Raw genomic sequence first — 24,761 nt, forward strand, 5'->3', positions numbered from 1 at the left:
TGAGGTCTTACCAAAGACCATAACTGCACGATTGAGGACGATGCAACCCAATTCGAATGGGTGGTATCGCGATTCGGAGAGGCCAGACCTTGACATCGCAACCGTATTCGTGGGAGGGTCGCCGTGTTCGGCGGGATCGCTCGCCGGGCGGAGGAGAGAGTCGCGACGCGCAGCCCGCGTCGAGTTCGACCTGCCGAGCCGTGGGGCGCGCCGCGCGTCTGACGTCCCGAGGGCGAGCCAAACCACGGGAAATGGATTGGCGCGACCGTCGCGTGCGGCCCGGTCACCCACGGCAGTCGAACTGCAGAAGGGAGCAAGATGAGCACGCAACAAACGGGGCTGCCCCGGTCGGCGCGCGTCGGCGGCGGAACCGTCGCACTGGGGGCGAGCATCCCGTTCTTCCTGGTGCTGCTGGCAACGACCGGCATCGTCACCGACATCCAGGGCGTGGCGCTGCTGCCGCTCGTCGGCACGATGGTGGCGGACATCGGGCTGACCGGTGCGCAGACGAGCTGGGCGCTCAACGCGCTCGGCCTCGCCAGCGCGGTAGTGCTCGGCCTCAGCGCTCGTTACGCCGACATCGTCGGCCACCGGCGGGTGCTGATTCCGCTGATGCTGCTCGGCGTCGTCGGCTCGATCGTCTGCGCGCTGGCGTCGAGCTTCGTGATGCTCGTGATCGGTCGTGCGCTGACCGGCATGGCGATCTCCGCTCCGATGGCGTGGGCGATGCTGAAGATCCGCGGCGACGCCAGAACGATGCAGACGGCGGCGCTGATGAACGGCACGGTGATCTCGATCATGACGCCGATCGCGCTGATCATGGGCGGGCTGATGCTCGAGGCCGGCACGTCGTGGACGGCGGTCTTCTGGATCATCGCCGCCGGCTACGTCGTCCTGCTGGGGTTGACGCTCGTCGCCGAGGAGACGCCGCGCGCGGTGCGCACGAAGGTGCGGCTCGACTGGATCGGGTCGATAGGCCTCGGCGTCTGGCTGATCTGCCTGCTGCTGGCGATCAGCAACGGCGAGAGCTGGGGCTGGGGCTCGACCGCCGTGATCGCGCTGTTCGCCGCCGGCGTCATCTCGCTGCTCGCCTGGATCGTGCAGCAGCGCCGCACCACGGAGGCGCTGCTCGACTTCCGCGACATGGACACGCGGCAGGTCTTCAGCGGCTACTTCAGCTACTGCGGCGTCGCGGCGCTCGCCAGCGGCATGTACCTGATCGTCCCGGCGCTGGCGCAGACGCCGTCCGAGGTCGGCTACGGGTTCGGCTCCAGCGTGCTGGAGTCGTCGCTGACGCTCCTGCCGATCCTGCCCGGCACCTTCCTCGCGTCGGCGATCTCGCGCCACATGCTGCCGCGCGTCGGGCCGCGCCCGCCGATGGTGCTCGGTGGCGTGCTGTGCGTCTGCGCCTACCTCTGGTACGCGCTCGCGCACGACGCCCTGTGGCAGATGTACGTCGGCACGGCCCTCTACGGCGTCGGCATCGTGATCTGCTTCAACATCGGCTGGGCGCTGGTCGCCGCCGCCGGCCGGCAGGACAACATGTCGATCACGTTCGGCATCCAGTACGCGCTCGCGCTCCCGGTCGGCGCGCTGATGACCGCGATCATGATCGTCGTGATGAACGCCAACCACATCGCCGGCACGCCGGTGCCGGTCGAGGGCGGCTTCACCGTCGACTTCTACATCCTCGCCGGAGTCGCGGCGGCGACGCTGGTCGCCAACGGCCTGTTCGCGGTCCCGCGCGTGCTCACGCACCACGGAGAGGACGCCCCGGTCGGGCCGGGGACCGACGCGCTGGAGGGATTGGAGGGCACCGGCAGCGCCTCGCTGCCGCTCACGCGCGCCGACAGCTGAACGGCGCGGCGGCGGCGGCCGACGGGCTCAGTCCCCGTCGGCCGCTGCGCGGGCTCGCGCGAGCCCGCGCGCGTTCTGAAGCAGCGGCACGAGCAGGTCGTAGTCTGCGATCGCCTCGGCGTCGCAGCGCGGCGCCAGAAGCCCGCGCACCGTGCTCGCATAGCCCTCGTCATCGTTGGCGCGCGCGAGCCGCTCGTGCTGCTCGAGCGAGGCCGCGACGGCGTCGAGGTGCGCGGCCGCATCGGCGATCGCGCCGAAGTGCGTGAGCGCCAGCTCGCGCGGCTCCCAGGCGGCGATCAGCCCGAGCGACCGGCGCCACAGCTCCAGGTCGATGTCCGGCGGCGGCGTCGGCGGCAGCACCGGGCCACCGGCGAGCGCGACGCCGCAGACGTCGCCGACGTACGCGCGCCCGCTGGACTCGTCGAGGAAGGCGAGATGGTGCTTGGCGTGGCCGGGCGTGGCGGCGGCGAGCAGGCCGGCGACGCGCTCGCCGCCCTCCAGCGCGCGGATGTTGGCCGCGGGCACCGGTCGCATCGACCCGAAGCGCTGCTCCAGTTCGTCGCCGAAGACGCGCTTGGCGCTCGCCCACAGGCGCGAGGGGTCGATCATGTGGCGGGCGCCGGCGGCGTGGACGACGACCTCGGTCTGGGGCCAGCGCTCGATCAGCTCGCCGGTCGCGGCGGCGTGGTCGAAGTGGATGTGCGTGAGCAGGATCGTCTGCGGCTGCCAGCCGTCGAGCGCCCGCAGCAGCGCGGGCACCGTGGTGGCGGGGCCCGGGTCGACGAGCGACGTCTCCGTCCGCCACGTGCCGATCAGGCCGCGGCGGCCGACGAAGCCGAGATCAATCGGGGTGTCGTTCACGCTCGTTCTCGCTTTGCTCGTGTGCGGTTGGAGCTGTCACGCTCGCGGTAGGATCAAATAATGGTAAGGCCTAGAGAGAAGTTGGCCACTCGGGAATCGTCTCGGGACGCTCCCGATCACGCGGCACGGCTGCGCGCGTTCGGGGACGCCCTGGGCGCGGCCGGCTTCGACGCCGCGATCGTCTCCCAGCCGCAGGACCTCTACTACCTGACCGGCGCCGCCCAGCCGAGCAACCTCGTCGTCGTACCCGGTCAGCGGCCGGTCCTGCTCGCCCGCCGCTTCGCCGAGCTGACGCGCGCGCAGGCGCCGCAGCTGGAGGTGCGCTCCGGCGCGAGCTTCTCCGCGGTCGAGCGTGAGCTGCGCCGCGCCGGCGTCGAGCGCGGCCGGCTCGGGTTCGAGCTCGACGTCGTGCCGGCGGCGCTCTACCGGCGGGCGCTGGCGGCCTTCCCGCGCTTCGCGATCGAGGACTGCGCGCCGCTGCTGCTCGCCCAGCGCGCCGTCAAGGACCCGTTCGAGGTCGCGCGTCTGCGCCGCGCCGCCGCCTGCTTCGAGCGCCTCCACGAGACGCTCGTCGCGCACCTGCGGCCGGGCCGCTCGGAGCTGGAGCTGGCGGCCGAGGCCGAGCGGACGCTGCGGCGCGCCGGGCACGCCGGCATCGTCGCCCAGCGGCGCTGGGACGCGGCGCTGCAGCCCGAGGGCGCGATCGCCTCCGGGCCCAACCTCGCGACGATGTCGGGCGGTCCGATCACCGTCTCCGGGGTCGGGCTCTCGCGCGCGACGCCGTTCGGCGCCTCGGCTCGCGCGATCGCCGCCGGCGACCTGGTCAACGTCGACCTCGGCATCAACCTGGACGGCTACCACGCCGACATGGCCCGCACCTACGTCGTCGGCGAGCCGTCCGAGCGCGTCGTCGAGTTGGCGGGGCACGTGCGCGCGATCGAGGACGCGCTGCTGGCCGCCGTGCGGCCGGGGCTGCGCGCGAGCGATCTGCACGCGGTCGGGGTCGCGGCCGCCGAGCGGCTCGGCGTCGCCGACGTCTTCCAGGGTCACGGCGGCGAACAGGGGCCGTACGTCGGGCACGGGATCGGCCTCGAGCTGGACGAGCCGCCGGTGCTCGGGCCGCGCGAGCAGACCGTCCTGGCGGAGGGGATGGTGCTGGCGATCGAGCCGAAGCTGATCTCGCCAGGGTTCGGCGCCGTCAACCTTGAGGACGACGTCGTCGTGCGCGCCGACGGCTGCGAGCTGCTGTCGGCGATGCCGCGGGTGGTCTTCGTGCTCGACGGCGCCGGTGGCCTGCGCGGAGAGCTGTCATGAGGTCGCGCCCGGTCGCGGCGCGGTGTACGTGCGAACGTCGGAGGACGAGATGCTGAACAGAGCTGAGCCGCTGCGCCGCGCCGGCGCCGGCGGGACGGTGCGCTCGCACCGCGACGAGGAGATCGTCTGCGGGCTGGGGGAGGGACGCCACCTGGCGCTCTACCCGCCGATCGGCGGAGCCGTCTGCGACCGCTGCGGCGCGCGCGCCGAGGACGTCTGCTTCGTCGTGCGCGACGCCGACGGCGGCGAACGGCATGGCGGGCTGTGCGGTCCCTGCCTGGCGCCGCTGCTGGAGTGAGCCGCGCCCGGTGCGCGGCGGTGGACTAGAATCGGGCGGTCCGTGACCGACAGAGCAGCCAGGCAGCGGACCCGCAGAGGCCGGGAGCAGCAGCGGGAGGCGACGCGCAGACGGCTGGTCGAGGGCGGCCTGGCGTGCTTCGCGCGCAAGGGGTACGACCGCACCACGGTCGAGGACATCCTGTCGGAGACCGGCGCGGGACGCGCGACCTTCTACGCCCACTTCAACGGTAAGGCGCAGCTGCTGACGAGCGCGCTCTCCGAGCTCGACCCGATCGTGGACGCCTCCTACGAGGTGCTCAATCGCAGCCTCAGCCAGCCCGGCGGGCTGACTCCCGAGTTGCTGCACCGGTGGCTGGACGGCTGGGCCGACGAGTGGGAGCGCCACGCCGTGCTGCTGCGGGCCGCGTGGCAGGCGGCGGCAGCCGATCCCGACCTGTACCGTCGCAGCCTCGCGGTCGAGGAGCGCCTGACCGAGCTGATGACCAATTACCTGCAGCGCTTCCAAGGCGCCTCGCGCGAGCGGGCGCGGGTGCGCTCGGTGCTGCTGCAGATGATGACCGAGCGGACCTTCTACACGATGATCTGGTCGGGCTCGCTCAACCGCGTTCACGCGATCGACGTGCTGGTCGAGTTCTGGTGGTCTGTCCTCAGTAACGACGAGCAGCCGCCGTCGCCGCCCGCCGGCCCGTGATCGCCGCGGCTGCGGCGATCGTGCTGATTTGATGGTGAGGTCAGACCAAACGTAAGATCGACGTTGACGCGCGCCATGCCGCAGTGTTAGCCTGAACACGCTGTTCGTCTTAAGCCCGGTCTGAGAGAGCCGAGTTGAGAGGGGCGGGCCGGTGACCGCCGGCCGTCGCCAGGAGGAGTGTCAGCAGATGATCGCAGCCAGCCCTGTTGGTGCTGTCGGTTCCGCACGCGCCGATGCGCGCCCGCTCGTCGTCGGGATCGGCGGGACGACCCGCGCCGACTCGTCGAGCGAGCGCGCCGTGCGCGCGGTGCTGCGCGAGGCCGAGCTCGCCGGCGCGCGCACGGAGATGTTCGCCGCCGAGCGGATCGAGTTCCCGATGTACGCGCCCGAGCGCGGCGAGCGGCCGGCGGCGGCGCTGGAGTTCGTCGAGGCGGTGCGGCGCGCCGACGGCCTCGTGATCGCCTCGCCGGGCTATCACGGCGGCCTCTCCGGACTGGTCAAGAACGCGCTCGACTACATCGAGGACCTGCGCGAGGACGAGCGTCCCTACCTCCACGGCCGCGCGGTCGGCTGCGTCGCCTGCGCCTACGGCTGGCAGGCGACGACGACGACGCTGGTCGCGCTGCGCTCGGTCGTGCATGCGCTGCGCGGATGGCCGACGCCGCTCGGCGTCGCGCTCAACTCGACCGCCAGAGTCTTCGACGAGCAGGGCGCGATCGCCGACGCGGGGTTCGCCACGCAGGCGCGGCTGCTCGCCGGCCAGGTGGTCGACTTCGCGCACGTCCAGCGGGCCGCCGGGCGGGTCGCATGAGCGCCGCCGCGGCCGACCTCGGCGTGCTCTCGCTCGACCCTGTCGAGGCGGCGATCGCGGCGGTCGCCGGCGGAGGGATGGCGGTGCTCGTCGACGATCCCGGGCGCGAGAACGAGGGCGATCTGCTGATGGCCGCCGAGCACGTGACGCCGGAGGCGATCGCCTTCATGACGCGCGAGGCGCGGGGGCTCGTGTGCGTGCCGCTGGAGCGCGAGCGGCTGCGCGAGCTGTGCCTGGCGCCGATGGCGCGTGTCAACGGCGAGCGGCTCGGCACCGCCTTCCACGTCGGCGTCGCGCTCGCGGGCACCGGCCGTGCCAGCTCCGCGCACGACAGGGCGGCGACGATCCGCGCGCTGGCCGACCAGCGCACCACCGCCGCCGACGTCGGCCCGTCCGGGCAGGTCTTCCCGCTGGCGGCGCGGCCGGGCGGCGTGCTCGAGCGCGCCGGCCACACCGAGGCCGCGGTCGACATCGCGCGGCTCGCCGGCTGCGCGCCCGCCGGCGTGATCTGCGAGATCGCCTCCGACGACGGCGAGATGGCGCGCCTGCCGGAGCTGCGCCGGTTCGCCGACCGGCATCGCCTCCCGCTCGCCTCGATCGCCGACCTGATCACCTACCGCGAGCAGCGCCGCGCGCTCGTCGAGCGCGTCGCCGAGTCCGCGCTGCCGCTGGCGCAGGGGCGCTTCGACGTCGTCGGCTTCCGCGACCTCCGCTCGGGTGTCGAGCACGTCGCGCTGGTGCTGGGCGACCCGCGCGCGGGCGCGATGCCGGTGGAGGTGCACGATGCCTGCTTCGCGAGCGAGGTCCTGCATGCCGGCAGCTGCGGCTGCCGGGCGCGCCTGCAGCTCGCGCTGGACGCGATCGCCGCGCATGGCTGCGGCGTGCTCGTCTACGTGCGCGAGCCCTCCGCAGTCCGGCCGACCTGCGGCCGCGCGGGCGCGAGCCCGCCGCCGGGGGCCGATCGCTGGCGCGTCGCCGTCGCGATCGCGCGCGAGCTGGGGGCAGAGGCGCTGGTCGCGTCCGGCGAGCGGGCGGCGGCCGGGCTCGCCAGCGCGGGCGCGAGGGTCGCGGTGTCGACGAGTCATCCGTTGGCCGTCGCGAGTTGACGGACTTGGCCTATGCACTTCAAGGTCAGACCATTGAGAGATAAGGCCATTGCGATGTGGCCGGTGACCGTATTCACGACAGGCGGAAACGAATGAGAGAACAGCTCACAGCGGTCGAGGCCGGCCCGATTCGCGTGTTGATGGCGAAGGCCGGTCTCGACGGCCACGATCGCGGCGTCAAGGTCGTCGCGCGGGCCCTTCGCGACGCGGGCATGGAGGTCGTCTACACCGGTCTGCACCGGACGCCGCAGGAGATCGTCGCGACGGCGATCCAGGAGGACGTCGACGTGGTCGGCATCAGCCTGCTCTCCGGCGCGCACATGACGCTCTTCCCGCAGGTGATCGACCTGCTCAAGGAGGCGGGCGTGTTCGAGCGCTTCATCCTGATCGGCGGCGGCGTGATGCCCGACGAGGACGTGGATGCGCTGCTGGCGATGGGGGTGGCGGCGATCCTCGGGCAGGACACGCCGCCGGACGACGCCGCCGTGCTCGTGCGCGGGCTCGTCGCCAAGCGAGGAGCGCGGGTCTGATGGAGCAGTGGAGCTGGCCTGCGCGCTACGACGCCGCCTATCTGCCGCCGGTCGGGCAGGAGCACTGGTTCCCGGTGCGCGAGACGATGGACCCGCAGGAGCGCGAGGCCGCGATCGTGGTGCGGCTGCGCGAGGTGATGCGCTACGCCTACGACCACGCGCCCTTCTACCGCCGCAAGTGGGACGGCGCGGGGGTAGAGGTCGAGGAGATCCGCACGCTCGCCGACTTCGAGCAGGTGCCGGTCGTCACCAAAGAGGAGCTGCGCGCCGCGCAGGCCGCCCACCCGCCGTTCGGCGACTACCTCTGCATCCCGCAGCAGGACGTCGTGCGCGTGCACGGCACCTCGGGCACGACCGGGCGGCCGACCGCCTTCGGGATCGGCCGCGACGACTGGGCGACGATCGCCAACGCGCACGCGCGCGTGATGTGGTCGATGGGGATCCGGCCGACCGACACCGTCTTCGTCGGCTCGGTCTTCAGCCTCTACATGGGGTCGTGGGCGGCGCTGCTCGGCGCCGAGCGGCTCGGCGCCGCGGCCTTCCCGTTCGGCGCCGGCGTCGCCGGCCAGACGCTGCGCGCCGTCAACTGGATGCAGCAGATGAAGCCGAGCGTCTTCTACGGCACGCCGTCGTACGCGCTGCGGCTGGCGGAGGTGGCGGTCGAGAACGGCGTCGACCCGCGCGAGTTCGGCGTGCGGATCCTCTTCTTCTCGGGTGAGCCCGGCGCCGCGATCCCAGGCATCCGCCAGCAGATAGAGCGCGCCTACGGCGGCAAGGTCTTCGACTCCGGGTCGATGGCGGAGATGACGCCGTGGATGAGCCTCGGTGAGAGCTCGGCGCAGGCCGGGATGCTCTGCTGGCAGGACGTCGTCTTCACCCAGGTCGTCGACCCGGCGACGCATGCGACGGTGCCGTACGGCGGCGAGGGGACGCCCGTCTACACGCACCTGGAGCGCACCAGCCAGCCGATGATCCGGCTGCTCTCCGGCGACCTGACGCGCTGGGAGGCCGGCCCGAGCCCATGCGGGCGCACGTACCCGATCCTCCCGCGCGGCATCTACGGCCGCATCGACGACCAGTTCACGATCCGCGGCGAGAACGTCTACCCGAGCACGATCTCGGAGATCGTCGCCGGCCTGCCCGGCTACGGCGGCGAGCACCGCATCATCGTCGCGCGCGAGGAGACGATGGACACGCTCGCGGTGCAGGTCGAGTACGACGCCAGGGCGCTGAGCGGCGCCGACGCCGTCGAGGCGTTCCGGCTCGCCGCCCAGGACGCGCTGCGCACGGCGCTCGGCGTCAGCGCGCAGGTCGTCGCGATGCCGCAGAACAGCTTCGAGCGGTTCGAGTTCAAGGCGCGCCGCGTGATCGACGAGCGCGACCTCTTCCGCGAGGTCATCGGGGCGCCATGAGCACGACTGACGAGCGGCTCGCCGACCTGCTCGACCGCGCGGTCGAGCGCGACATGGCCGCCACCAGCCAGCTGATCTCCGCGTTGGAGGGCCGGCGCGTCGGCAGCGGCGCGGTGCTCGAGGCGCTGCACAGGGCCGGCGGCAACGCGCACGTGGTCGGCGTCACCGGCGCCCCTGGCAGCGGCAAGAGCACGCTCGTCAGCGTGCTCGCGCGCGAGCTGCGCGACCGCGGGCTGACCGTCGCGATCGTCGCGGTCGACCCGTCGAGCGCGATCTCCGGCGGCGCGATCCTGGGCGACCGGATCCGCATGCAGGACCACGCGCTGGACCCTGGGATCTTCGTCCGCTCGATGTCGAGCCGCGGCTCGCTCGGCGGCGTCTCGGCGGCGACCGTCGACGCCGTCGGCGTGCTCGACGCGGCCGGCTGGGACGTCGTCGTCGTCGAGACGGTCGGCGTCGGCCAGGCCGAGGTGGAGATCATGCGCATCGCGCAGACGGTCGTCGTCGTCTCGGTCCCCGGGCTCGGCGACGACGTCCAGGCGATCAAGGCCGGCCTGATGGAGATCGCCGACCTCCACGTCGTCAACAAGGCCGACCGCCCCGACGCCGGCAAGACCGTCGCGGAGCTGCTGTCGATGCTGACGCTCGCCGGCCCGCCCGGACCGGGCGGCTGGCCGGTGCCGGTGCTGTCGACCTCCGCCGCCGACAGCAGCGGCGTGCCGAAGCTGGCCGACACGCTCGCCGAGCACCGCGCTTGGATGGCCGGGTCCGGCGAGGGCGAGCGGCGCGAGCGGGCGATGGCGGCGGCGCGGATCCATTCGATCGCCAAGGACCTCGTGCTCGCGCGGCTCGCCGACCCGTCGGCGACGCCGCTGGTCGAGCGCGTCGTCGCCGCCGTCGCGGCGCGCCGGCTGGACCCCCACGCGGCCGCGCGGGCGCTGGTCGACAACGAACCCATCACCGACCTGCAGCTGGAGAAGAGCGCATGAGCGAGAGCACCCAGGCCTTGACGAGACTGATCGAGGAGACGGTGCGCGAGCACGTTGAGGCCGAGCTGACCGCGTGGGAGGAGCAGGAGCTCGCCGCCTCGCTCGCACGCCGCGGGGAGAGCCGCGAGCAGTACCTCAGCGGTTCCCGCCGACCCGTCAAGCGCGTCTACACCGCCGCCGACGTCGCCGACATCCCCTACGAGGAGATCGGCCTGCCGGGCCAGTACCCGTTCACGCGCGGCCCGTACCCGACGATGTACCGCGCACGCCCGTGGACGATGCGCCAGATCGCCGGCTTCGGCACGCCCGACGAGACCAACGAGCGCTTCCAGTACCTGATCGCGCAGGGGCAGACCGGGCTGTCGGTCGACTTCGACATGCCGACGCTGATGGGTTTCGACTCCGACGACCCCAAGAGCGTCGGCGAGGTCGGCCGCGAGGGCGTCGCGATCGACGTGCTGGAGGACATGGACAGACTGTTCGCCGGCATCGACCTGGAGCAGATCTCGGTCTCGATGACGATCAACCCGTCGGCGTGGATCCTGCTGGCGATGTACATCGCGGTCGCCGAGCAGCGCGGGCTGGACCTGAACAAGCTGTCGGGCACGATCCAGAACGACATCCTGAAGGAGTACATCGCGCAGAAGGAGTGGATCTACCCGCCTGAGCCGAGCATGCGGATCGTGCGCGACACGATCACGTACACGGCGGGGCGGATGGCCCGCTACAACCCGATCAACATCAGCGGGTACCACATCTCGGAGGCCGGCTCGAGCGCGATCCAGGAGGCGGCCTTCACGATCGCCACCACGCGCGAGTACGTGCGCCGCGTCACGGCGACCGGCCTCGACGTCGACGCCTTCGCGCCGCGGCTGTCGTTCTTCTTCGTCTGCCAGGCCGACTTCTTCGAGGAGGTCGCGAAGTTCCGCGCGCTGCGGCGCTGTTACGCGCGCATGATGAAGGAGGAGTTCGGCGCCAGAAACCCGGAGTCGATGCGGATGCGGTTCCACACGCAGACCGCCGCGGCGACGCTGACCAAGCCGCAGCCGCTCAACAACATCGTGCGCACCGCGATCCAGGCGCTGGCGGCCGTGCTCGGCGGCACGCAGTCGCTGCACACCAACGGCCTCGACGAGGCATACGCGATCCCGTCGGAGCTGGCGATGAAGGTCGCGCTGCGCACGCAGCAGATCATCGCCGAGGAGACCAACGTCACGCAGGTGATCGACCCGCTCGGCGGCTCCTACTACGTCGAGGCGCTGACGCGCGACTTCGAGCAGGCGATCAACGACTACCTCGACAAGATCGAGGAGATCGGCGGCACGCTCCCGGCGATCGAGCAGAACTACTTCCAGCGCGAGATCGCCGACTTCGCCTACGAGTTCGCGCAGCGCAAGGCGAGCGCGGAGCGGACCGTCGTCGGCGTCAACAGATTCGTCGACCAGGGCGAAGAGCAGGAGATCGAGGTCCACAGAATCGACCCGACCAGCGAGCGGCGCAAGATCGAGCGGCTGAAGGAGATCAAGCGCACGCGCGACGACGCGCGCGTGACCGCGGCGCTGGAGGAGCTCGCGCGGGTCGCGAGCGATCCCGACGCGAACCTGATGCCGGCGACGATCGAGGCGGTCAGAGCGCACGCCTCGATGGGTGAGATCGTCACCACGCTCGAGCAGCTCTTCGGCCGCTACACCGAGACCCCCGTCTTCTGATGGAGGGCGCGGCGATGCAGGTGCAACGGCCGCTGTCGCTGGAGCAGTTCTTCGCGGGCGGCGTCGCGGCGGCGGAGGTCGGGCAGCGCGCCAGCGGGGCGCTGACCCCGGTGTGGGGCGAGGCCGTGGTCGATGCGCCGGCAGGGGCGGCGCTCGGCCGTATTCGGATCGTCGACGCGGCGCGCCTGCTGGACGAACTGTGCGGCGCACTGGCGCGGCTGGCCGACTCCGCGTGGGAGGTGCGGCGGTTCCACGACATCGTCTTCCGGCGCCCGCTCGACGCGCCGCGCGAGCTGAGGCTGGAGCTGCGCGTGATGAAGCGGACCGTCGACGGGGCGGGCCTCAACGTGCGGCTCTATCTCAAGGACGACGCCGATCGCACCTACGTGCGCGCCGGCGCGGAGCTGGCCCACGCCGACGCGCTGCCGGCCGTCGGCGGTGCCGCCGCGGAGCCGGTCCGATGAGGGCCGTGACGGTCACCGCGGGCGGCGGCCTCGAACTGATCGACGCGCCGGAGCCGCCGCTGGCCGACGGCGAGGTGCGCGTCACGGTCGGCTGCTGCGGCATCTGCGGATCGGACCTGCACATGCTCGCCTCGCCGACCCCGCCGGTCGGGCTGGTGCTCGGCCACGAGTTCACCGGCACCGTGACCGAGCTGGGGCACGGCGCCGAGGAGTTCGCCGCGGGCGACCGCGTCGCGATCCGGCCGCTGGCGGCGTGCGGCGAGTGCTACGCCTGCGGCGTCGGCCAGCCGCACCTCTGCGAGCGCGGGCTGTCGCGCGGGCCGGGGCTCGGCCGCCCCGGCGCCTACGCGCAGACGGTCGCCGTGCCGACGGCGATGCTGCACCGGCTGCCGCCGGGGGTCAGCGACGAGCACGGCGCGCTCGCCGAGCCGCTCGCGGTCGCGATCCACGGCATCGCGCTCGCCGAGCCCGACGCGCGGTCCGGCGTCTGGGTGATCGGCGCCGGCCCGATCGGCGCGCTGACCGCGGTCAGCCTGAGAGCCCGCGGGATCGAGCGCGTCGTCGTCGTCGAGCCCAACGACGAGCGGCGCGCGAAGGCGGCGGCGCTCGGCGCGGCGGTCGCGACCCCGGAGCAGGCCGAGGCCGAGGGTGCGGAGCTGTTCGGCGGCGAGCCGGCGAGGATCGCGATCGACTGCAGCGGCCACCCCAGCGGCACGCCGCTGGCGGTGAGGCTGCTGCCGGCCGCCGGACGGCTGGTCGTCGTCGGGATCCCCGACGGGCCGGTCGCGGTCGACGTGCTCGCGCTGGCGCTCGGCGAGCTGACGATCAAGGGGTCGCTCGCCTACTCGACCACCGACTTCACGGAAGCGCTCGAACACATCGCCGCGGGGCGGATTCCCTGCGACGAGATCATCACCGCCGTTGCCGGGCTCGAGGAGGCGCCGCGGCGCGTCGCCGAGCTGCGCAGCGGCGGGACGCAGCAGCTGAAGGTGCTGCTGCGACCGTGAACCACGCGCCGGGCGCTGCCGCGCTCGACGACGACAGGAGGAGCAGGACGATGAAGGTTGGCCTTTCGCTCTACATCCAGAACTACGCGGACTGGGATCGCTTCAACGCACTCGAACGCGGCGAGCAGGTGCCGCCGCTGGAGCCCAACACCGACGCGCAGATCTGGGCGGAGGAGCTCGAGACGGTCGCGATGATCGAGGAGCTCGGCTTCGACTCGCTGTGGACGGTCGAGCATCACGTGAGCCCGTACACGATGGTCACCAACCCGATCCAGGCGCTCACGTACGTCGCGGGCGCGACGAGACGGATCGACGTCGGCACGATGGTGGTGATCCTCCCGTGGCACGACCCGCTGCGCGTCGCGGAGGAGATGACGATGCTGCAGTTCGTGCTCAGAGACCGCACGCCGCTGATCGGCGTCGGCCGCGGCCTCGGGCGGCGCGAGTTCAAGGCGCTCAACGTCGACCAGAATGAGTCGCGCGGGATGTTCAAGGAGAGCGTCGAGGTGATCAAGCTCGCGCTCAGCGAGGAGAAGTTCTCCTACGAGGGCGAGCACTTCCGCTACGAGAACACGACGATGCGCCCACGGCCGCGCGACCCGCAGGCGCTGATCGACTCGCTCTGCTTCTCGTGGGGCAGCCCGAGCTCGGCGCCGGTCGGGGCGGGGCTTGGCCTGCGGCCGCTGATCATCCCGCAGAAGGCGCTGGCCGACTACCACGACGAGCTCGTCGCGTTCGCGTCGGCGCGCAGCGAGGCCGGCTACGAGCCGGCGCGGCCGCGGCTGCACCTGCACATGTACTGCCACGAGGACGCGGCGAAGGCCGAGGCGGCCGCCAACCGCTACGTCCCGCAGTACGTCGACTCGGCCTCGCGCAACTACGAGCTGAGCGGCAGCCACTTCGAGAGACTGAAGGGCTACGAGCACTACAAGGACACCGCGTCGGTGCCGCGCTCGGCGATGGACGAGGCGTGGATCGCCAACTCGATCTGGGGCACGCCCGACCAGTGCATCGAGAAGCTGCGCAGGCTGTGTGACGCCTTCCACCCGGAGGAGTTCATGCTGACCGGCCGCTACGGCGACATGCCGCACGCGGAGTCGGTCGCCAGCCTCGAGCTGTTCGCGCGCGAGGTGCTGCCCGCGATCCAGGAGATCCCGCTGGAGGAGCCGGTCGCCTTCGCGGCCGGGACGAGCGCCTGAGATGACGCCATCGGCGGCGCCGGCTGCGCGCGAGGAGCTGCGCGGCGGCATCCGCGCGGGCGCGCCGCTGGCGCTGCCGATGCTTTTGATCGGACTGTCGTTCGGGATCGAGGCGGTCACCCGCGGATGGGCCCCGGCGACGCCGATCGCGATGTCGCTGCTGACCTTCTCCGGGGCGGCGCAGATCGCCGTGCTCGGGGTGCTGAGCGCTGGCGGCGGCGTCGTCGCGGCGGTCGCCGCCGGCCTGCTCGTGAACCTCCGCTTCCTGCCGATCGGGATCGCGGTCGGCCCGTCGCTGCAGGGACGGGCGTGGTGGCGGGCGGTCGTCGGCCAGGGGATCGTCGACGTGTCGCTGAGCACCGCGCGGCTGCCCGGCGGCGGCTACGACGGCTGGCGGCTGCTGGGCGCCGCGGCGCCGCAGTGGCTCGGCTGGCAGCTCGGCACGGTCGCCGGCGTGGTCGCGGGGCCGCGCCTGGGTGACTCCGGCCGCTACGGCGTCGACGCGCTGTTCCCGGCCTTCTTCCTGGTGCTGCTGCTGCGCGAGCTGCGCCGGCCGCGGGCGCGCCTCACCGCCGTCGCGGCCGCCGCGGTCGCGCTGGCGCTGATCCCGCTCGCCCCGCCGGGCGTGCCGGTGATCGCGGGCTGCTCGGTCGTGCTGCTGACGGCGTGGCGGACGTGAGCGCGACCGTCGCCGCGATCGCCACGCTGGCGCTGGCGACCTTCGCGATCCGCGCCGCCGGGCCGGTCGCGCTCGGCGGGCGCCGGCTGCCGAGACCGCTGAGCGCGGCGCTGGCGGCGCTGCCCGCGGCGCTGCTGACGGCGCTCGTGGTCACCGGCGCCTTCGACCGCGACGGCGCACTGGCGGTCGACGCGCGCGCGGCCGGGCTGGTCGTCGCCGCGGCGGCGACGCTGCTCGGCGCCCGCATGGTCACCGCGGTGCTGCTGGCGGCCGGCACCGCGGCGCTGCTGCGCGCGATCTGATGGAGACGACGCACGGAACATCGAAGGGAACGGCATGACGGCAGCTGGGATTGGCACGGTGGCCGTGGTCGGCGCCGGTTCATGGGGTCTGGGATCGCGGAGTCGGTGGTGTGGGCGGCCGACGAGGTCCGGCGCGCCGTCAGCGGACCCCGAGCCGGGGTGGGGCAGGGGGTGGGGCAGGTGGGCGCTGCCGCGGTGCGCCCGATCCTGCTCGCCGGCGCATAGCCGGTCAGAGACCCGCGCGCAGCGTCGCGAGGTCGATCGCGACGTTGGCCCCATAGGGGCGCGGCTGGGTCTGGACGCGTGCGACGTGCCGGGTGACGGCGGCGCGGACGCCGTCGGCGTCGCCGTCGCGGATGCAGTCGAGGATCTGCTGGTGGTCGGCGAGCGACTGCCGGATCTCCTCGGGCGGCCGCGGCTTGCCCTGCTGGACGGCGCGCGTGGCGTTGGTGCGCACGTGGCTGGACCACAGCCGCTCGAGCGCGCCGACGAGCGCGATCATCGTCTCGTTGCCGCAGCCGGCGACGAGCTGCTCGTGGAAATCGCGGAAGCAGGCGGTGACCGCGGCGCTGTCTTGCGCGGCGGCGATGCTGCGCTCCTGCACGGCCAGCAGCGCGGGCACGACAGTGCGCTCGCGGTCGGCGCGCAGCGCGCACAGCGCCGCGCAGGCCGGTTCCAGCTCGCGCATCGCATGCCCGACGTCGCGCGTGCGGATCTTGCGCGCGGACAGCAGCAGGCCGAGCGTGTAGGCGAGGTTCTCCGCGCGCGGCGTGCGCACGAGCGCTCCGCCGCGGTTGCCGCGCAGCACGGTCAGCAGCCCTTCGGCCTCGAGGATGCGCATCGCCTCGCGCATGGCGGGCCGGCCGACGCCGAACTCGGCGCGCAGCTCGTCCTCCTTGGGCAGCCGCTCGCCGTCGACCAGCTCGCCGCTGAGGATGCGGTCGCGCATCGCGCCGGCGACCAGCTCGGCGATCCGCGTCGAGCGGAGCGGATGTGCCGGCGCACTCATCGAAGCTGCTCCATGGAGCGGGCGATGGTACCGGTCGCCGGCAAACCCGACTTATCTGATAGACATTGTCGACTTGATCGCATCATGACCATGATAGATCGGATAGGGCATGACTCGGGTTGGCATCTACATCAACAACCGCGCGGTCGTCTTCCTCGGCGAAGACGCTGACGCGGCCGCGCTGCCGCGGGTGGCGCGCGAGGCGGAGCAGGCAGGCTTCGCCTTCGTCGCCGTCGGCGACAGCGTGCTCGCCAAGCCGCGCCTGTCGCCGATCCCGACGCTCGCCGCGATCGCCGCGGTGACCGAGCGGATCGCGCTGACGACGGGCATCCTGCAGCCGCACCTGCGCTCGCTGCCGCTGCTCGCGCAGGAGTGGGCGACGCTCGACCTGATCAGCGGCGGACGCACGACGCTCGGGGTCGGGCTCGGCACCGGGCCGCGCGAGCTGGTCGACGCCGAGCTCGCGCTCGCGGGGCTGACGCGCGCCCGCCGCGCCCGCGCCTTCGAGGAGGCGATCGCCGCGCTGCGGCGGCTGTGGGCCGGCCCCGCCTCGGTCGCCGGCGAGGTCTACCGCTTCGACGGGCTCGACATCGGCTACCGCCCCGCGCAGGCCGGCGGGCCGCCGATCTCGATCGCCTCCGGCGGCTACGTGCCGCGCGTCGCCGGCCACGGTCCCAACGACGTGCACAGCGCGGCGACGGCCGGCACCTTCACCGGCCCGCTGCACCGCGTCGGCCGCCTCGGCGACGGCTGGATCACCGGCATGGCGACGCCGGCGGAGTGGCGGGCGGGATGGGAGCAGATCGTCGCCGCCGCGCGCGCGGCGGGGCGCGACGTCGAGCACGCCGGCTTCGAGCGGCGGCTCAACTGCTGCATGCGCGTCGACGCCGACGCGGCCGGCGGTCGCCAGCGGGCGAAGGAGTTCCTGGAGGCCTACCACCGGCTGCCGATGGACGAGCAGACGCTCGACCGCTGGCTGATCAGCGGCCCCGCGGAGGCCTGCGCCGAGCGGCTGGCGAGCTACGTCGAGGCGGGCGTCACCTCCTTCCAGTTGGTGCTCGCGGACGCAGACCAGCGCGGGCAGCTCGAGCGGATCGCCGAGTCGGTGCTGCCGGCGCTGGCGCGCGTGACGGCGGCGGCGTGAGCGAGACGGGAACGGTCGAGCGGCCGACCGCGACCGACGTCGTGGTCGTCGGCGCCGGCGTGGCCGGCCTGTCGGCCGCCGTCGCCGCGCGCGACGCGGGCGCGCAGGTCGAAGTCGCGGAGGCGTGGCCGCAGATCGGCGGGCTGTCGCTGCTGTCGAGCGGCTACCTGCGCGCCGCCGACGACCTCGACCGCGCGGTCGCGTACCTGCGGCGGCTCTCCGCCGGGACCCTGCCCGACGACGGCGTGCGGACGCTCGCCGGCTACCTCGTCGCGGCGCCGGCGCTGCTGGAGGCGCTGGCCGCCGAGGTCGGCGCGACCGCCTTCGCGCGCTTCGGCGCCGAGCTCGCGCCGTTCGAGTCCGGCGATCTGCACGACTGGACGGGACGCGACGCGCTCGGCTGGACCGGGATCGACGCGCTGCCGGGCTTCGACCGCTATCCGCACGCCTCCGGGCAGCGCGGCCACACGCTCGTGCGCGCGCTGGAGCTGGCGGCGCGAGCGCGCGGGGTGCGCGTGCAGACCAGCACCCGCGTCGTCGACCTGCTGATCGAGCACGCCGCGCACGGCCGGCCGCGCGTCGGCGGCGTGGTGCTCGACGGACCGGACGGTCGCGCCGCCGTGCGCGCGCGCCGCGGCGTGGTGCTCGCGACCGGCGGCTTCGAGTTCGACGCGACCGCGCTCGCCGACCACGTGCCGGCGCCCGGGATCGCGGCGATCGGCCACCGCGGCAACCGCGGCGACGGGCTGCGCCTGGCGGCGCGCGCCGGCGCGGCGCTCTGGCATCTCGCCAACGTGCACGGCTCCTACGGCTTCCTGCTGCCCGGCCGCGACGTGCCGATCCGCAACCACCTCGGCGGCGCGCGCCGGGACGATCGGCCGGTCGGCTGGATCCTCGTCGACCGGCGCGGCCGCCGCTTCACCAACGAGGCGCCGCGCGCCCCGCAGGACACCCCCTGGAAGGCGCTCGCCGCGATCGACGACGCCAGCGGCGAGGCGTGGGCCTCTCCCTGCTGGCTGCTGTTCGACGACGACGGCCGCCGCCTCGGCCCGCTCGGCAGACCGGCATGGAGCCGGCCGCAGGACCGCTACGAGTGGTCGGCGGACAACAGCGCCGAGATCCGCAGCGGGGCGATCGTCGTCGCCGCCACGCTCGACGAGCTGGCGCAGCGGATCGGCCTCGACCCGCCGGCGCTGCGCGCGACCGTCGCGGCCTGGAACGACCAGGTCGACGCGGGCGCCGATCCGCTCGGCCGCCCGCCCGGCACGATGGCGCCGCTGCGCAGAGCGCCGTTCCACGCGCTGCGGACGGTGCCGATCCTCAGCAACACCCACGGCGGCCCGCGCCACGACGCCGCGCAGCGCGTCCTCGACGGCGACGGCCGCCCGATCGCGGGCCTGTGGGCCGCCGGCGAGCTCGGCTCCTGGTTCGGCCACCGCTACCTGCTCGGCGGCAACCTGACCGAGGCGCTCGCCGGCGGCGCGGCGGCCGGTCGCGGCGCGGCGGCGCGCGTGCAGGCGGTGGCGGCATGAGCGGAGTCGCCGCGCAGGAGCGCTCGGCGGCGATCGCCGACCCGCTCGCCGATCCGCTCCCGCCGCCGCCCGCCCGCCGCAGCCGCCGCCAGCTGGCGGCGACCGCCGGCTGGGCGCTCCTCTCGACGCTGCTGCTGCTCGGCCTCTGGCAGCTCGTCTCCTGGCGCGTCGGCGCCGACGTGCTGCCCGGCCCGCTGACGTCGGTCCGCGCGATCCGCTTCGCCGTCGAGGACGGCTACCTGTGGAGCGACATGGCGGCGACGGGCAAGCGGATGGCGGGCGCCTTCCTGCTGGCGCTCGTCGCCGGCACCGTCGCCGGCATCGTGCTCGGCCGCTCTCGCATCGCGGCCCTGCTGTTCGGCTCGTGGGTGACGATCCTCTCCTCGATCCCGTCGCTGCTGCTGATCGTCGTGACCTACCTGGCGATCGGGCTCAGCGATCGCGGCGCGATCATCGGCGCGGCGCTCGTCGTGCTGCCGACGCTGACGTTCAGCGTCTGGCAGGGCGTCAAGGCGCTGGACCCGGACCTCGGCGAGGTCGCGCGCGCCTTCGGCGTGGGCCGGTTGACGACCGTCCGCCGCGTGCTGCTGCCGCAGACGCTGCCGTTCATGTTCGCCGCCGCCCGGCTCGGGCTCGCGCTGACCTGGAAGATCACGATCTTCGTCGAGGTCCTCGGCCGCTCCGACGGCGTCGGCTATCGGATCCAGTACTGGTACAACACCGCGGACATGCAGCGCGTGATCGGCAGCGCGCTGCCGTTCGTGCTGCTGATGCTGACGCTCGAGCTGGCCGTGCTGCGGCCGCTGGAGCGCCACCTGTTCCGCTGGCAGCGAGAGGAGGCGCGATGAGCGCCGCCGCAGCCGCCCTCGCCTTCCGCGGCGTCGGGCGCAGCTTCGGGCACGGCCGCGACGCCGTGCGCGCCCTCGACGGCGTCGAGCTCGAGCTGCCGGCCGGCTCCTTCACCGCGATCGTCGGCCCCTCCGGCTGCGGCAAGTCGACGCTGCTGACGATCGCGGCGGGCCTCGACACCGGCTACGACGGCAGCGTCGAGATGCGCCCGCACGACGCGCACCGCGCGTATCTGTTCCAGCGCCCGCGCCTCTTCCCCTGGCTGACCGCGCGCCGCAACGTCGCGTTCGTGCTCGAGGCGACCGGCGTCCCGCGCGCGGCGGCACGCGCCCGCGCCGAGGAGTGCCTCGCGCTCGTCGGCCTGGAAGCGGCGGCCGATCGCTTCCCGCTGCAGCTCTCGGGCGGGATGCAGCAGCGCGTCGCGCTCGCCCGCGCGCTCGCCGTCGAGCCGGCGCTGCTGCTGATGGACGAGCCGTTCTCGGCGCTCGACGAGCTGACCGCGCAGCGGCTGCGCGGCGAGGTCGCCGACCTCGCCGCGCGCAGCGGCTGCACCGTCCTGCTCGTGACGCACAACATCGCCGAGGCGTGCTTCCTCGCCGATCGCGTGATCGCGATGGGCACGCGCCCCGGCCGCGTGATCGGCAGCTTCGAGATCGCCGCGCCGCATCCGCGCGACGAGCAGGCCCCCGGCGTCCTCGCGGCCGCCGGCCGGGTCGCGGCCTGCCTGCGGGCAGCCGAGCCCGCGCTCGCGACCGGCACCACACCACCCACCCGACCACCAGCTCCCGGCGCCGGCGGCGCCGGCACCACGACCACGAAGGCATCGACATGACCACAGCAGCGCAGCTGCGACGGCTTGCCGTCGCGAGCGTCCTCGTCCTCGCCGCGCTCTTCGCCGCCGCGTGCGGCTCGGACTCCGACGGGGACGCGAGCTCGACCGCGGCCACGAGCGCGGGCGGCGGCTCCGCCACCGCGCCGGAGCCGGTGAAGGTCCGCATCGCGGCGATCACCAGCGCCGGCCAGGGCGACATCCCGACGATCCTGCAGGAGCAGGGGATCGCCGCCAGACACGGCCTCGAGATCGAGGTCGTCGAGATCTCGCAGACCGGCCAGCAGTGGACGGCCCTGCGCGGCGGCAGCGCCGACGTCGCGACCGGCAGCGTGCTCGACCTGCTGCGCCAGCGCAGAGCGGGCCTGAGAGCGAGAGGCCTGACCGCGTTCCAGACGTTCAGCAACCCGATCGTCGTCCCGGCCGACTCTCCGATCAGAAGCTTCGCCGACCTCAGAGGCAAGAAGCTGGCGACGCCGGGCGCCGGGATATTCGACTTCCAGATCGTCCGCGCCGCCGGCAAGCAGGCCGACGGGCTCGACGTCGGGACCGACACGAAGGTGACCGAGGCCGCGCCGCCGCTGATCAACAGACTGCTCGACAGAGGCGCCGTCGACGCGGCGCTGCAGTTCTCCAGCCTCGCGCTGGCGCCGCTGACCGACGGCAGATACCGCAAGCTCACCGACCTGCCGCAGCTGCTGCAGAGCGGCGGCTTCGACGACCAGTCGTTCTACCTCCTCTACAGCGTCACCGACGAGTGGGCCGACGAGCATCCCGACAAGGTCCCCGAGCTGGCCGCCGCGATCCGCGAGGCGGTCGACCTGCTGGAGACCGACGACAGCGTGTGGGCGCCGCTGGCGGCGAGAGTCGGCGTGACCGACCCGAGACTGCTGAGCGCGTACGTCGCCTCCGGCCGCGCCTCGTTGAGAGCCGCCTACGACGAGAGACTGGTCCAGCCGACCCAGGAGCTGTTCGACGCCGTCGCCAGAACGGTCGGGGCCGAGCAGCTCGGCGTCACCAGAGTCGATCCGTCGGCCTTCGTCTTCGACGCGAATGGCTGAGCCGCGCACGACGCTGCCGCACGGCATCTACCCCTACGTCGTCTCCCCGGTCGACGCGCGCGGGCGCGTCGACCAGGAGCTGCTGGAGCGGCTCGTCGACGACCTGGTCGCGACCGGCATCGACGGCGTCACGCCGCTGGGCAGCACCGGGGAGGTGATGTACCTGACCCCGCGGCAGCGGCGCGACGTCGTCGCCGCGACGGTGCGCGCGGTCGACGGGCGCGTGGCGGTCGTGCCGGCGGTCGCCGGCTTCTCGACCCACGACGCGGTCGCGCAGGCGACCGAGCTGGAGGCGCTCGGCGTCGACGGCCTGGTCGTGATGCGCCAGCAGGCGTTCGCGACCTCCGAGGCTGGCGTCGTCGGCTACTTCACGGCGGTCGCGCGGGCGGTCTCGCTCCCGCTCGTGATCTACACGAACCCCGCGCTGCTCGGCGACGACCTGTCGGTCGACGCGCTCGCGCGGCTGGCTGAGGTCGAGACGATCAAGTACCTGAAGGACGCTGGCGGTGACACCGGCCGCATCCTCAGCGTGCTCAACCGCGCCGGCGATCGGCTGGAGGTCTTCAGCGCCTCGCGCCACATCCCGCTGCTCGTGCTGCTGCTCGGCGGCGTCGGCTGGATGGCCGGTCCGGCGTGCGTCGTTCCGGAGGCGAGCGTCGAGCTCTACCGCCGCTTCCGCGCAGGGCGGCTCGACGACGCGCTCGCGCTGCAGCGGCAGCTGTGGCCGATCAATGAGGTCTTCCGCACCTATCCGCTCGGCGCCTGCATCAAGGCGGCGCTGGAGCTGCGCGGCTACGCCGTCGGCGACCCGATCGCGCCGCAGCAGCCGCTCGACGCGGCCGCTCGCGAGCGGATCGCGCAGGCGCTGCGGCTCGCCGACGAGGCGATCGGCAGATGAGCGCCGCCGATCTCGACGCCGTCGCCGACCTGCGCGCCGTGCTGGGGGACGCGGTCAGCGTCGACCGGACCGCGATCGCCCGCGTGCTGAAGGACGCCTCGTGGCTCTCGCCGGTGCTCAGCGAGCAGATCGACCGGCGGGCGCAGGAGGCCGGGCCGGTGATGGGCGTGGAGGCGGTCGTGCGGCCGCGCGACGAGCAGGAGCTGCTGCAGGTGACGGCGATCGCCGCCCGGCACCGGCTGCCGATCACCCCGCGCGGCGCGGGCACGAGCGGCTTCGGCCTCGTCACGCCGGAGCGCGGCGGGATCGTGCTCGACACACGCGGGCTGAACGGTACCTGCGAGCTGGAGGGCGACGCCGTGCGCGCCTCGGCCGGCACGCTGCAGGGCGCGCTGGAGCGGACCGCGCGAACGGCCGGCCGCGAGCTGCCGCTGCTGGTGACGACCTACGCGAGCGCGACCGTCGGCGGGTGGCTGGCCGGCGGCCACGTCGGCCTCGGCAGCGGCGCGCACGGCGCGATCTGGGACGGCAGCGTCGTGCGCCTGCGAGCGGTCAGCGTCGAGCAGCAGCCGGTCGTCCACACGCTGGAGGGGGCGGCGGCCGAGCCGCTGCTGCACACCTTCGGCGCCGTCGGCCTGATCAGTGAGGTGACGTTGCGGACGGTGCCGGCGCGCAGGTGGGTGGAGGCGGTCGGCAGCTTTCCGACGTTCGCCGACGCCTGCGCGTTCGTCGCCGCGCTCGCGCGCGACCCGCGGCTGCACGAACGGGCCGTGACCGCGCAGGAGGAGGGGCTGATGCCGGCCTTCGGCGAACTCGCGCAGCTCGCCGGCGCCGGCCCCGGCGTGCTGATGCTGCTCGACGCCGACCAGCTCGCCGACGTGGGCGCGCTGGCGGCGGCTCACGGCGGCACGATCGCCGAGTGGCAGCCGTGGCGGCTCGGCCGCAACGAGCGCCCGTCGATCGCGGCGATGGTCTACGGCCACCGCATGCTGTGGGTGATGCGCGCGTTCAGAGACGCGGCCTTCGCGCACCTCTACTTCGACCCGGCCGACCCGCTGTGGGACATCGCGCTGCTGAAGGAGCGGTTCGGTGAGCGGCTGCTCGTCGAGATGAAGTACATCCGCTCGCCGTGGATGCTGCGGGCGCTCGGCCTCGACGCCGCCGAGGCGAAGGCGGGGCTGCCGGCGTCGGTCGTCGTGATCCGCGGCGCGCGCGAGCACGAGGACCGCGTCGGCGAGCTGCTGCGCTTCTGCGACGCGCACGGGATCCACTACCAGAACTCGCACACGAACGTGATCGAGGACAACGGCCTGTTCGCCGACGTCGCGCCGATCGTGCGCGCGAAGGCGCGGCTCGACCCGCACGGGCTGCTGAACCCAGGCCGGCTGCGCTCGGCGGAGGTGCGGCCATGACCATCAGCGGCTTCGACCACGTCGCGCTCGGCGTGCCCGACCTCGACGCGCGCGTGCGGCAGCTCGTCAAGCAGTGCGGGATGCGGCTGCTCTACACCGGCACCGTGCAGGCGACCGGGGCGCCGATGGCGATGCTCGCCGACGCCGATGGGATCAAGCTCGAGCTGATCGAGACACCGGATGGCGAAGGCCCTCGCTTCCTCCACCTCGCCTTCCGCACCGACGACGTCGACGCCGCCCACGACGACGCCGTGGCGCGCGGCTGGCGCTCCAGACGACCCCCGCACCCGATCAACGGCGACTATGCCCGCACCGCCCTGCTCAGCGACGACCGCGGCTTCGACCTCCAGGTGATCCGCTACGGCGGCGAGCAGCGCCGCGACGACTGCGGCGAAGAGAAGCTGGGGGGCGGCGAGCAGCAGTAGCCGGCCGTGCGTGTTCACAACCGCACCGACCCGTGGGTCGAGCAATTGCTGCGGCCGCCGAGCGAAGAATCGCGCGCAGGGTATCGTCGACTTGGCTGGTCGAGACGATTGTTCGGCGCTACTGCGGTTCGAGTGCGGCGGCGGCGCCGGCCAGCAGCCAGTCGAGCCCTCGCTCGAAGGCGATGTCCGGGTCGCCGGGTTGCAGCATGCCGCTGATGTTGTCCTGCGTGAGGTGCGGGAGACCGTCTGTGTCGATCTGCGCGCGCACGTACTCGGTGATGGCCTGACGGTGCCTTGTGTCCTCCGGTGCCTCGGGAGATGCGAAGTCGTGGCCTGCGAGCTCCACGATCACATGGCCCAGCATGAAGGTG

The 24,761-nt window shown here is 73.4% G+C and carries 25 protein-coding genes and 1 pseudogene; 23 read left to right on the top strand and 3 right to left on the bottom strand.

What is annotated here, in order from left to right; all coding sequences use genetic code 11:
* Window positions 1–318 precede the first annotated feature (318 nt).
* Window positions 319–1,857: an MFS transporter gene (locus Q7L73_RS18625; protein ID WP_304693224.1), complete on the top strand. Its 1,539-nt coding sequence runs from the start codon at window positions 319–321 to the stop codon at window positions 1,855–1,857.
* A gap of 27 nt (window positions 1,858–1,884) precedes the next feature.
* On the opposite strand, the gene Q7L73_RS18630 is transcribed toward Q7L73_RS18625, so the two are convergent.
* Window positions 1,885–2,718, bottom strand: a complete 834-nt coding sequence (locus Q7L73_RS18630) for an MBL fold metallo-hydrolase (RefSeq protein ID WP_304693222.1) — start codon at window positions 2,716–2,718, stop codon at window positions 1,885–1,887.
* Window positions 2,719–2,799: 81 nt separating this feature from the next.
* On the opposite strand from Q7L73_RS18630, the gene Q7L73_RS18635 reads away from it, so the two are divergent.
* From Q7L73_RS18635 to Q7L73_RS18700, 14 genes are all read left to right on the top strand, one after another.
* Window positions 2,800–4,032, top strand: coding sequence for a Xaa-Pro peptidase family protein (locus tag Q7L73_RS18635; protein ID WP_304693220.1), 1,233 nt, complete (start codon window positions 2,800–2,802; stop codon window positions 4,030–4,032).
* 49 nt (window positions 4,033–4,081) lie between these two features.
* Window positions 4,082–4,330: a hypothetical protein gene (locus tag Q7L73_RS18640; protein WP_304693218.1), complete on the top strand. Its 249-nt coding sequence runs from the start codon at window positions 4,082–4,084 to the stop codon at window positions 4,328–4,330.
* A 42-nt stretch (window positions 4,331–4,372) separates the two neighbouring features.
* On the top strand, window positions 4,373–5,023 hold the full coding sequence (locus Q7L73_RS18645) for a TetR/AcrR family transcriptional regulator (RefSeq protein ID WP_304693216.1): 651 nt from the start codon (window positions 4,373–4,375) through the stop codon (window positions 5,021–5,023).
* 187 nt (window positions 5,024–5,210) lie between these two features.
* On the top strand, window positions 5,211–5,834 hold the full coding sequence (locus Q7L73_RS18650; RefSeq protein ID WP_304693214.1) for an NADPH-dependent FMN reductase: 624 nt from the start codon (window positions 5,211–5,213) through the stop codon (window positions 5,832–5,834).
* Window positions 5,831–6,940 carry a 3,4-dihydroxy-2-butanone-4-phosphate synthase gene (gene ribB, locus Q7L73_RS18655; protein WP_304693212.1) on the top strand — a complete coding sequence of 370 codons (1,110 nt, stop codon included), beginning with the start codon at window positions 5,831–5,833 and terminating at the stop codon, window positions 6,938–6,940. The genes Q7L73_RS18650 and ribB overlap by 4 nt, the downstream gene beginning before the upstream one ends.
* Window positions 6,941–7,032: 92 nt before the next feature.
* The gene (locus Q7L73_RS18660) at window positions 7,033–7,470 is read left to right on the top strand and encodes a cobalamin B12-binding domain-containing protein (protein ID WP_304693210.1); all 438 of its coding nucleotides are present in this window, start codon (window positions 7,033–7,035) and stop codon (window positions 7,468–7,470) included.
* A complete protein-coding gene (locus Q7L73_RS18665) occupies window positions 7,470–8,882 on the top strand; it encodes a phenylacetate--CoA ligase family protein (RefSeq protein WP_304693208.1) in 1,413 nt (470 codons plus the stop codon). Before Q7L73_RS18660 ends, Q7L73_RS18665 begins: the two co-directional genes overlap by 1 nt.
* Window positions 8,879–9,871: a methylmalonyl Co-A mutase-associated GTPase MeaB gene (gene meaB / locus Q7L73_RS18670; protein WP_304693206.1), complete on the top strand. Its 993-nt coding sequence runs from the start codon at window positions 8,879–8,881 to the stop codon at window positions 9,869–9,871. Before Q7L73_RS18665 ends, meaB begins: the two co-directional genes overlap by 4 nt.
* Window positions 9,868–11,580 carry a methylmalonyl-CoA mutase family protein gene (locus Q7L73_RS18675; RefSeq protein WP_304693204.1) on the top strand — a complete coding sequence of 571 codons (1,713 nt, stop codon included), beginning with the start codon at window positions 9,868–9,870 and terminating at the stop codon, window positions 11,578–11,580. Before meaB ends, Q7L73_RS18675 begins: the two co-directional genes overlap by 4 nt.
* A gap of 14 nt (window positions 11,581–11,594) precedes the next feature.
* Window positions 11,595–12,044, top strand: a complete 450-nt coding sequence (locus Q7L73_RS18680; protein ID WP_304693203.1) for a hypothetical protein — start codon at window positions 11,595–11,597, stop codon at window positions 12,042–12,044.
* Window positions 12,045–12,049: 5 nt separating this feature from the next.
* Window positions 12,050–13,051 (top strand): zinc-binding dehydrogenase, encoded by a 1,002-nt coding sequence (locus tag Q7L73_RS18685; RefSeq protein WP_304693201.1) that lies wholly within the window; start codon window positions 12,050–12,052, stop codon window positions 13,049–13,051.
* Window positions 13,052–13,101: 50 nt separating this feature from the next.
* The gene (locus tag Q7L73_RS18690; RefSeq protein ID WP_304693199.1) at window positions 13,102–14,250 is read left to right on the top strand and encodes an LLM class flavin-dependent oxidoreductase; all 1,149 of its coding nucleotides are present in this window, start codon (window positions 13,102–13,104) and stop codon (window positions 14,248–14,250) included.
* Window position 14,251: 1 nt separating this feature from the next.
* A complete protein-coding gene (locus Q7L73_RS18695) occupies window positions 14,252–14,929 on the top strand; it encodes an AzlC family ABC transporter permease (RefSeq protein WP_304693197.1) in 678 nt (225 codons plus the stop codon).
* Window positions 14,926–15,231, top strand: a complete 306-nt coding sequence (locus Q7L73_RS18700; RefSeq protein WP_304693195.1) for an AzlD domain-containing protein — start codon at window positions 14,926–14,928, stop codon at window positions 15,229–15,231. The genes Q7L73_RS18695 and Q7L73_RS18700 overlap by 4 nt, the downstream gene beginning before the upstream one ends.
* Before the next feature lie 229 nt (window positions 15,232–15,460).
* Here Q7L73_RS18700 and Q7L73_RS18705 read toward each other — a convergent pair whose 3' ends face one another.
* Window positions 15,461–16,240 (bottom strand): FadR/GntR family transcriptional regulator, encoded by a 780-nt coding sequence (locus Q7L73_RS18705; RefSeq protein WP_304693192.1) that lies wholly within the window; start codon window positions 16,238–16,240, stop codon window positions 15,461–15,463.
* A 109-nt stretch (window positions 16,241–16,349) separates the two neighbouring features.
* On the opposite strand from Q7L73_RS18705, the gene Q7L73_RS18710 reads away from it, so the two are divergent.
* Genes Q7L73_RS18710 through Q7L73_RS18745 form a run of 8 tightly spaced genes read left to right on the top strand, consistent with a single transcriptional unit; the run spans window position 16,350 to window position 24,390 of the window.
* A complete protein-coding gene (locus Q7L73_RS18710; protein ID WP_304693190.1) occupies window positions 16,350–17,384 on the top strand; it encodes an LLM class flavin-dependent oxidoreductase in 1,035 nt (344 codons plus the stop codon).
* Window positions 17,381–18,916 carry an FAD-dependent oxidoreductase gene (locus Q7L73_RS18715; RefSeq protein ID WP_304693188.1) on the top strand — a complete coding sequence of 512 codons (1,536 nt, stop codon included), beginning with the start codon at window positions 17,381–17,383 and terminating at the stop codon, window positions 18,914–18,916. The genes Q7L73_RS18710 and Q7L73_RS18715 overlap by 4 nt, the downstream gene beginning before the upstream one ends.
* Window positions 18,913–19,764, top strand: a complete 852-nt coding sequence (locus Q7L73_RS18720; RefSeq protein WP_304693186.1) for an ABC transporter permease — start codon at window positions 18,913–18,915, stop codon at window positions 19,762–19,764. The genes Q7L73_RS18715 and Q7L73_RS18720 overlap by 4 nt, the downstream gene beginning before the upstream one ends.
* Complete coding sequence (locus tag Q7L73_RS18725; RefSeq protein ID WP_304693184.1) at window positions 19,761–20,597, top strand: ABC transporter ATP-binding protein; 837 nt, start codon at window positions 19,761–19,763, stop codon at window positions 20,595–20,597. Before Q7L73_RS18720 ends, Q7L73_RS18725 begins: the two co-directional genes overlap by 4 nt.
* Complete coding sequence (locus tag Q7L73_RS18730; RefSeq protein ID WP_304693182.1) at window positions 20,594–21,655, top strand: ABC transporter substrate-binding protein; 1,062 nt, start codon at window positions 20,594–20,596, stop codon at window positions 21,653–21,655. The genes Q7L73_RS18725 and Q7L73_RS18730 overlap by 4 nt, the downstream gene beginning before the upstream one ends.
* The gene (locus Q7L73_RS18735; protein WP_304693180.1) at window positions 21,648–22,553 is read left to right on the top strand and encodes a dihydrodipicolinate synthase family protein; all 906 of its coding nucleotides are present in this window, start codon (window positions 21,648–21,650) and stop codon (window positions 22,551–22,553) included. Before Q7L73_RS18730 ends, Q7L73_RS18735 begins: the two co-directional genes overlap by 8 nt.
* Window positions 22,550–23,965, top strand: coding sequence for an FAD-binding oxidoreductase (locus Q7L73_RS18740; protein ID WP_304693178.1), 1,416 nt, complete (start codon window positions 22,550–22,552; stop codon window positions 23,963–23,965). Before Q7L73_RS18735 ends, Q7L73_RS18740 begins: the two co-directional genes overlap by 4 nt.
* Window positions 23,962–24,390: a VOC family protein gene (locus Q7L73_RS18745; RefSeq protein WP_304693176.1), complete on the top strand. Its 429-nt coding sequence runs from the start codon at window positions 23,962–23,964 to the stop codon at window positions 24,388–24,390. The genes Q7L73_RS18740 and Q7L73_RS18745 overlap by 4 nt, the downstream gene beginning before the upstream one ends.
* A gap of 118 nt (window positions 24,391–24,508) precedes the next feature.
* Here the strand turns inward: Q7L73_RS18745 and Q7L73_RS18750 are convergent.
* A pseudogene (locus Q7L73_RS18750) lies at window positions 24,509–24,761 on the bottom strand (hypothetical protein); the annotation flags it as partial.

The sequence above is a fragment of the Conexibacter sp. CPCC 205762 genome (assembly GCF_030646155.1).
Lineage (GTDB): Bacteria > Actinomycetota > Thermoleophilia > Solirubrobacterales > Solirubrobacteraceae > Conexibacter.

What these genes read in the sequence shown, in the direction of transcription:
- Q7L73_RS18625 (WP_304693224.1), top strand. Translation starts at nt 319, where the DNA reads ATGAGCACGCAACAAACGGGGCTGCCCCGGTCGGCGCGCGTCGGCGGC.
- Q7L73_RS18710 (WP_304693190.1), top strand. Translation starts at nt 16,350, where the DNA reads ATGACTCGGGTTGGCATCTACATCAACAACCGCGCGGTCGTCTTCCTC.
- Q7L73_RS18690 (WP_304693199.1), top strand. Translation starts at nt 13,102, where the DNA reads ATGAAGGTTGGCCTTTCGCTCTACATCCAGAACTACGCGGACTGGGAT.
- Q7L73_RS18640 (WP_304693218.1), top strand. Translation starts at nt 4,082, where the DNA reads ATGCTGAACAGAGCTGAGCCGCTGCGCCGCGCCGGCGCCGGCGGGACG.
- Q7L73_RS18695 (WP_304693197.1), top strand. Translation starts at nt 14,252, where the DNA reads ATGACGCCATCGGCGGCGCCGGCTGCGCGCGAGGAGCTGCGCGGCGGC.
- ribB (WP_304693212.1), top strand. Translation starts at nt 5,831, where the DNA reads ATGAGCGCCGCCGCGGCCGACCTCGGCGTGCTCTCGCTCGACCCTGTC.
- Q7L73_RS18705 (WP_304693192.1), bottom strand. Translation starts at nt 16,240, where the DNA reads ATGAGTGCGCCGGCACATCCGCTCCGCTCGACGCGGATCGCCGAGCTG.
- Q7L73_RS18660 (WP_304693210.1), top strand. Translation starts at nt 7,033, where the DNA reads ATGAGAGAACAGCTCACAGCGGTCGAGGCCGGCCCGATTCGCGTGTTG.
- Q7L73_RS18680 (WP_304693203.1), top strand. Translation starts at nt 11,595, where the DNA reads ATGCAGGTGCAACGGCCGCTGTCGCTGGAGCAGTTCTTCGCGGGCGGC.
- Q7L73_RS18730 (WP_304693182.1), top strand. Translation starts at nt 20,594, where the DNA reads ATGACCACAGCAGCGCAGCTGCGACGGCTTGCCGTCGCGAGCGTCCTC.
- Q7L73_RS18665 (WP_304693208.1), top strand. Translation starts at nt 7,470, where the DNA reads ATGGAGCAGTGGAGCTGGCCTGCGCGCTACGACGCCGCCTATCTGCCG.
- Q7L73_RS18740 (WP_304693178.1), top strand. Translation starts at nt 22,550, where the DNA reads ATGAGCGCCGCCGATCTCGACGCCGTCGCCGACCTGCGCGCCGTGCTG.
- Q7L73_RS18725 (WP_304693184.1), top strand. Translation starts at nt 19,761, where the DNA reads ATGAGCGCCGCCGCAGCCGCCCTCGCCTTCCGCGGCGTCGGGCGCAGC.
- Q7L73_RS18745 (WP_304693176.1), top strand. Translation starts at nt 23,962, where the DNA reads ATGACCATCAGCGGCTTCGACCACGTCGCGCTCGGCGTGCCCGACCTC.
- Q7L73_RS18650 (WP_304693214.1), top strand. Translation starts at nt 5,211, where the DNA reads ATGATCGCAGCCAGCCCTGTTGGTGCTGTCGGTTCCGCACGCGCCGAT.
- Q7L73_RS18735 (WP_304693180.1), top strand. Translation starts at nt 21,648, where the DNA reads ATGGCTGAGCCGCGCACGACGCTGCCGCACGGCATCTACCCCTACGTC.
- Q7L73_RS18675 (WP_304693204.1), top strand. Translation starts at nt 9,868, where the DNA reads ATGAGCGAGAGCACCCAGGCCTTGACGAGACTGATCGAGGAGACGGTG.
- meaB (WP_304693206.1), top strand. Translation starts at nt 8,879, where the DNA reads ATGAGCACGACTGACGAGCGGCTCGCCGACCTGCTCGACCGCGCGGTC.
- Q7L73_RS18720 (WP_304693186.1), top strand. Translation starts at nt 18,913, where the DNA reads ATGAGCGGAGTCGCCGCGCAGGAGCGCTCGGCGGCGATCGCCGACCCG.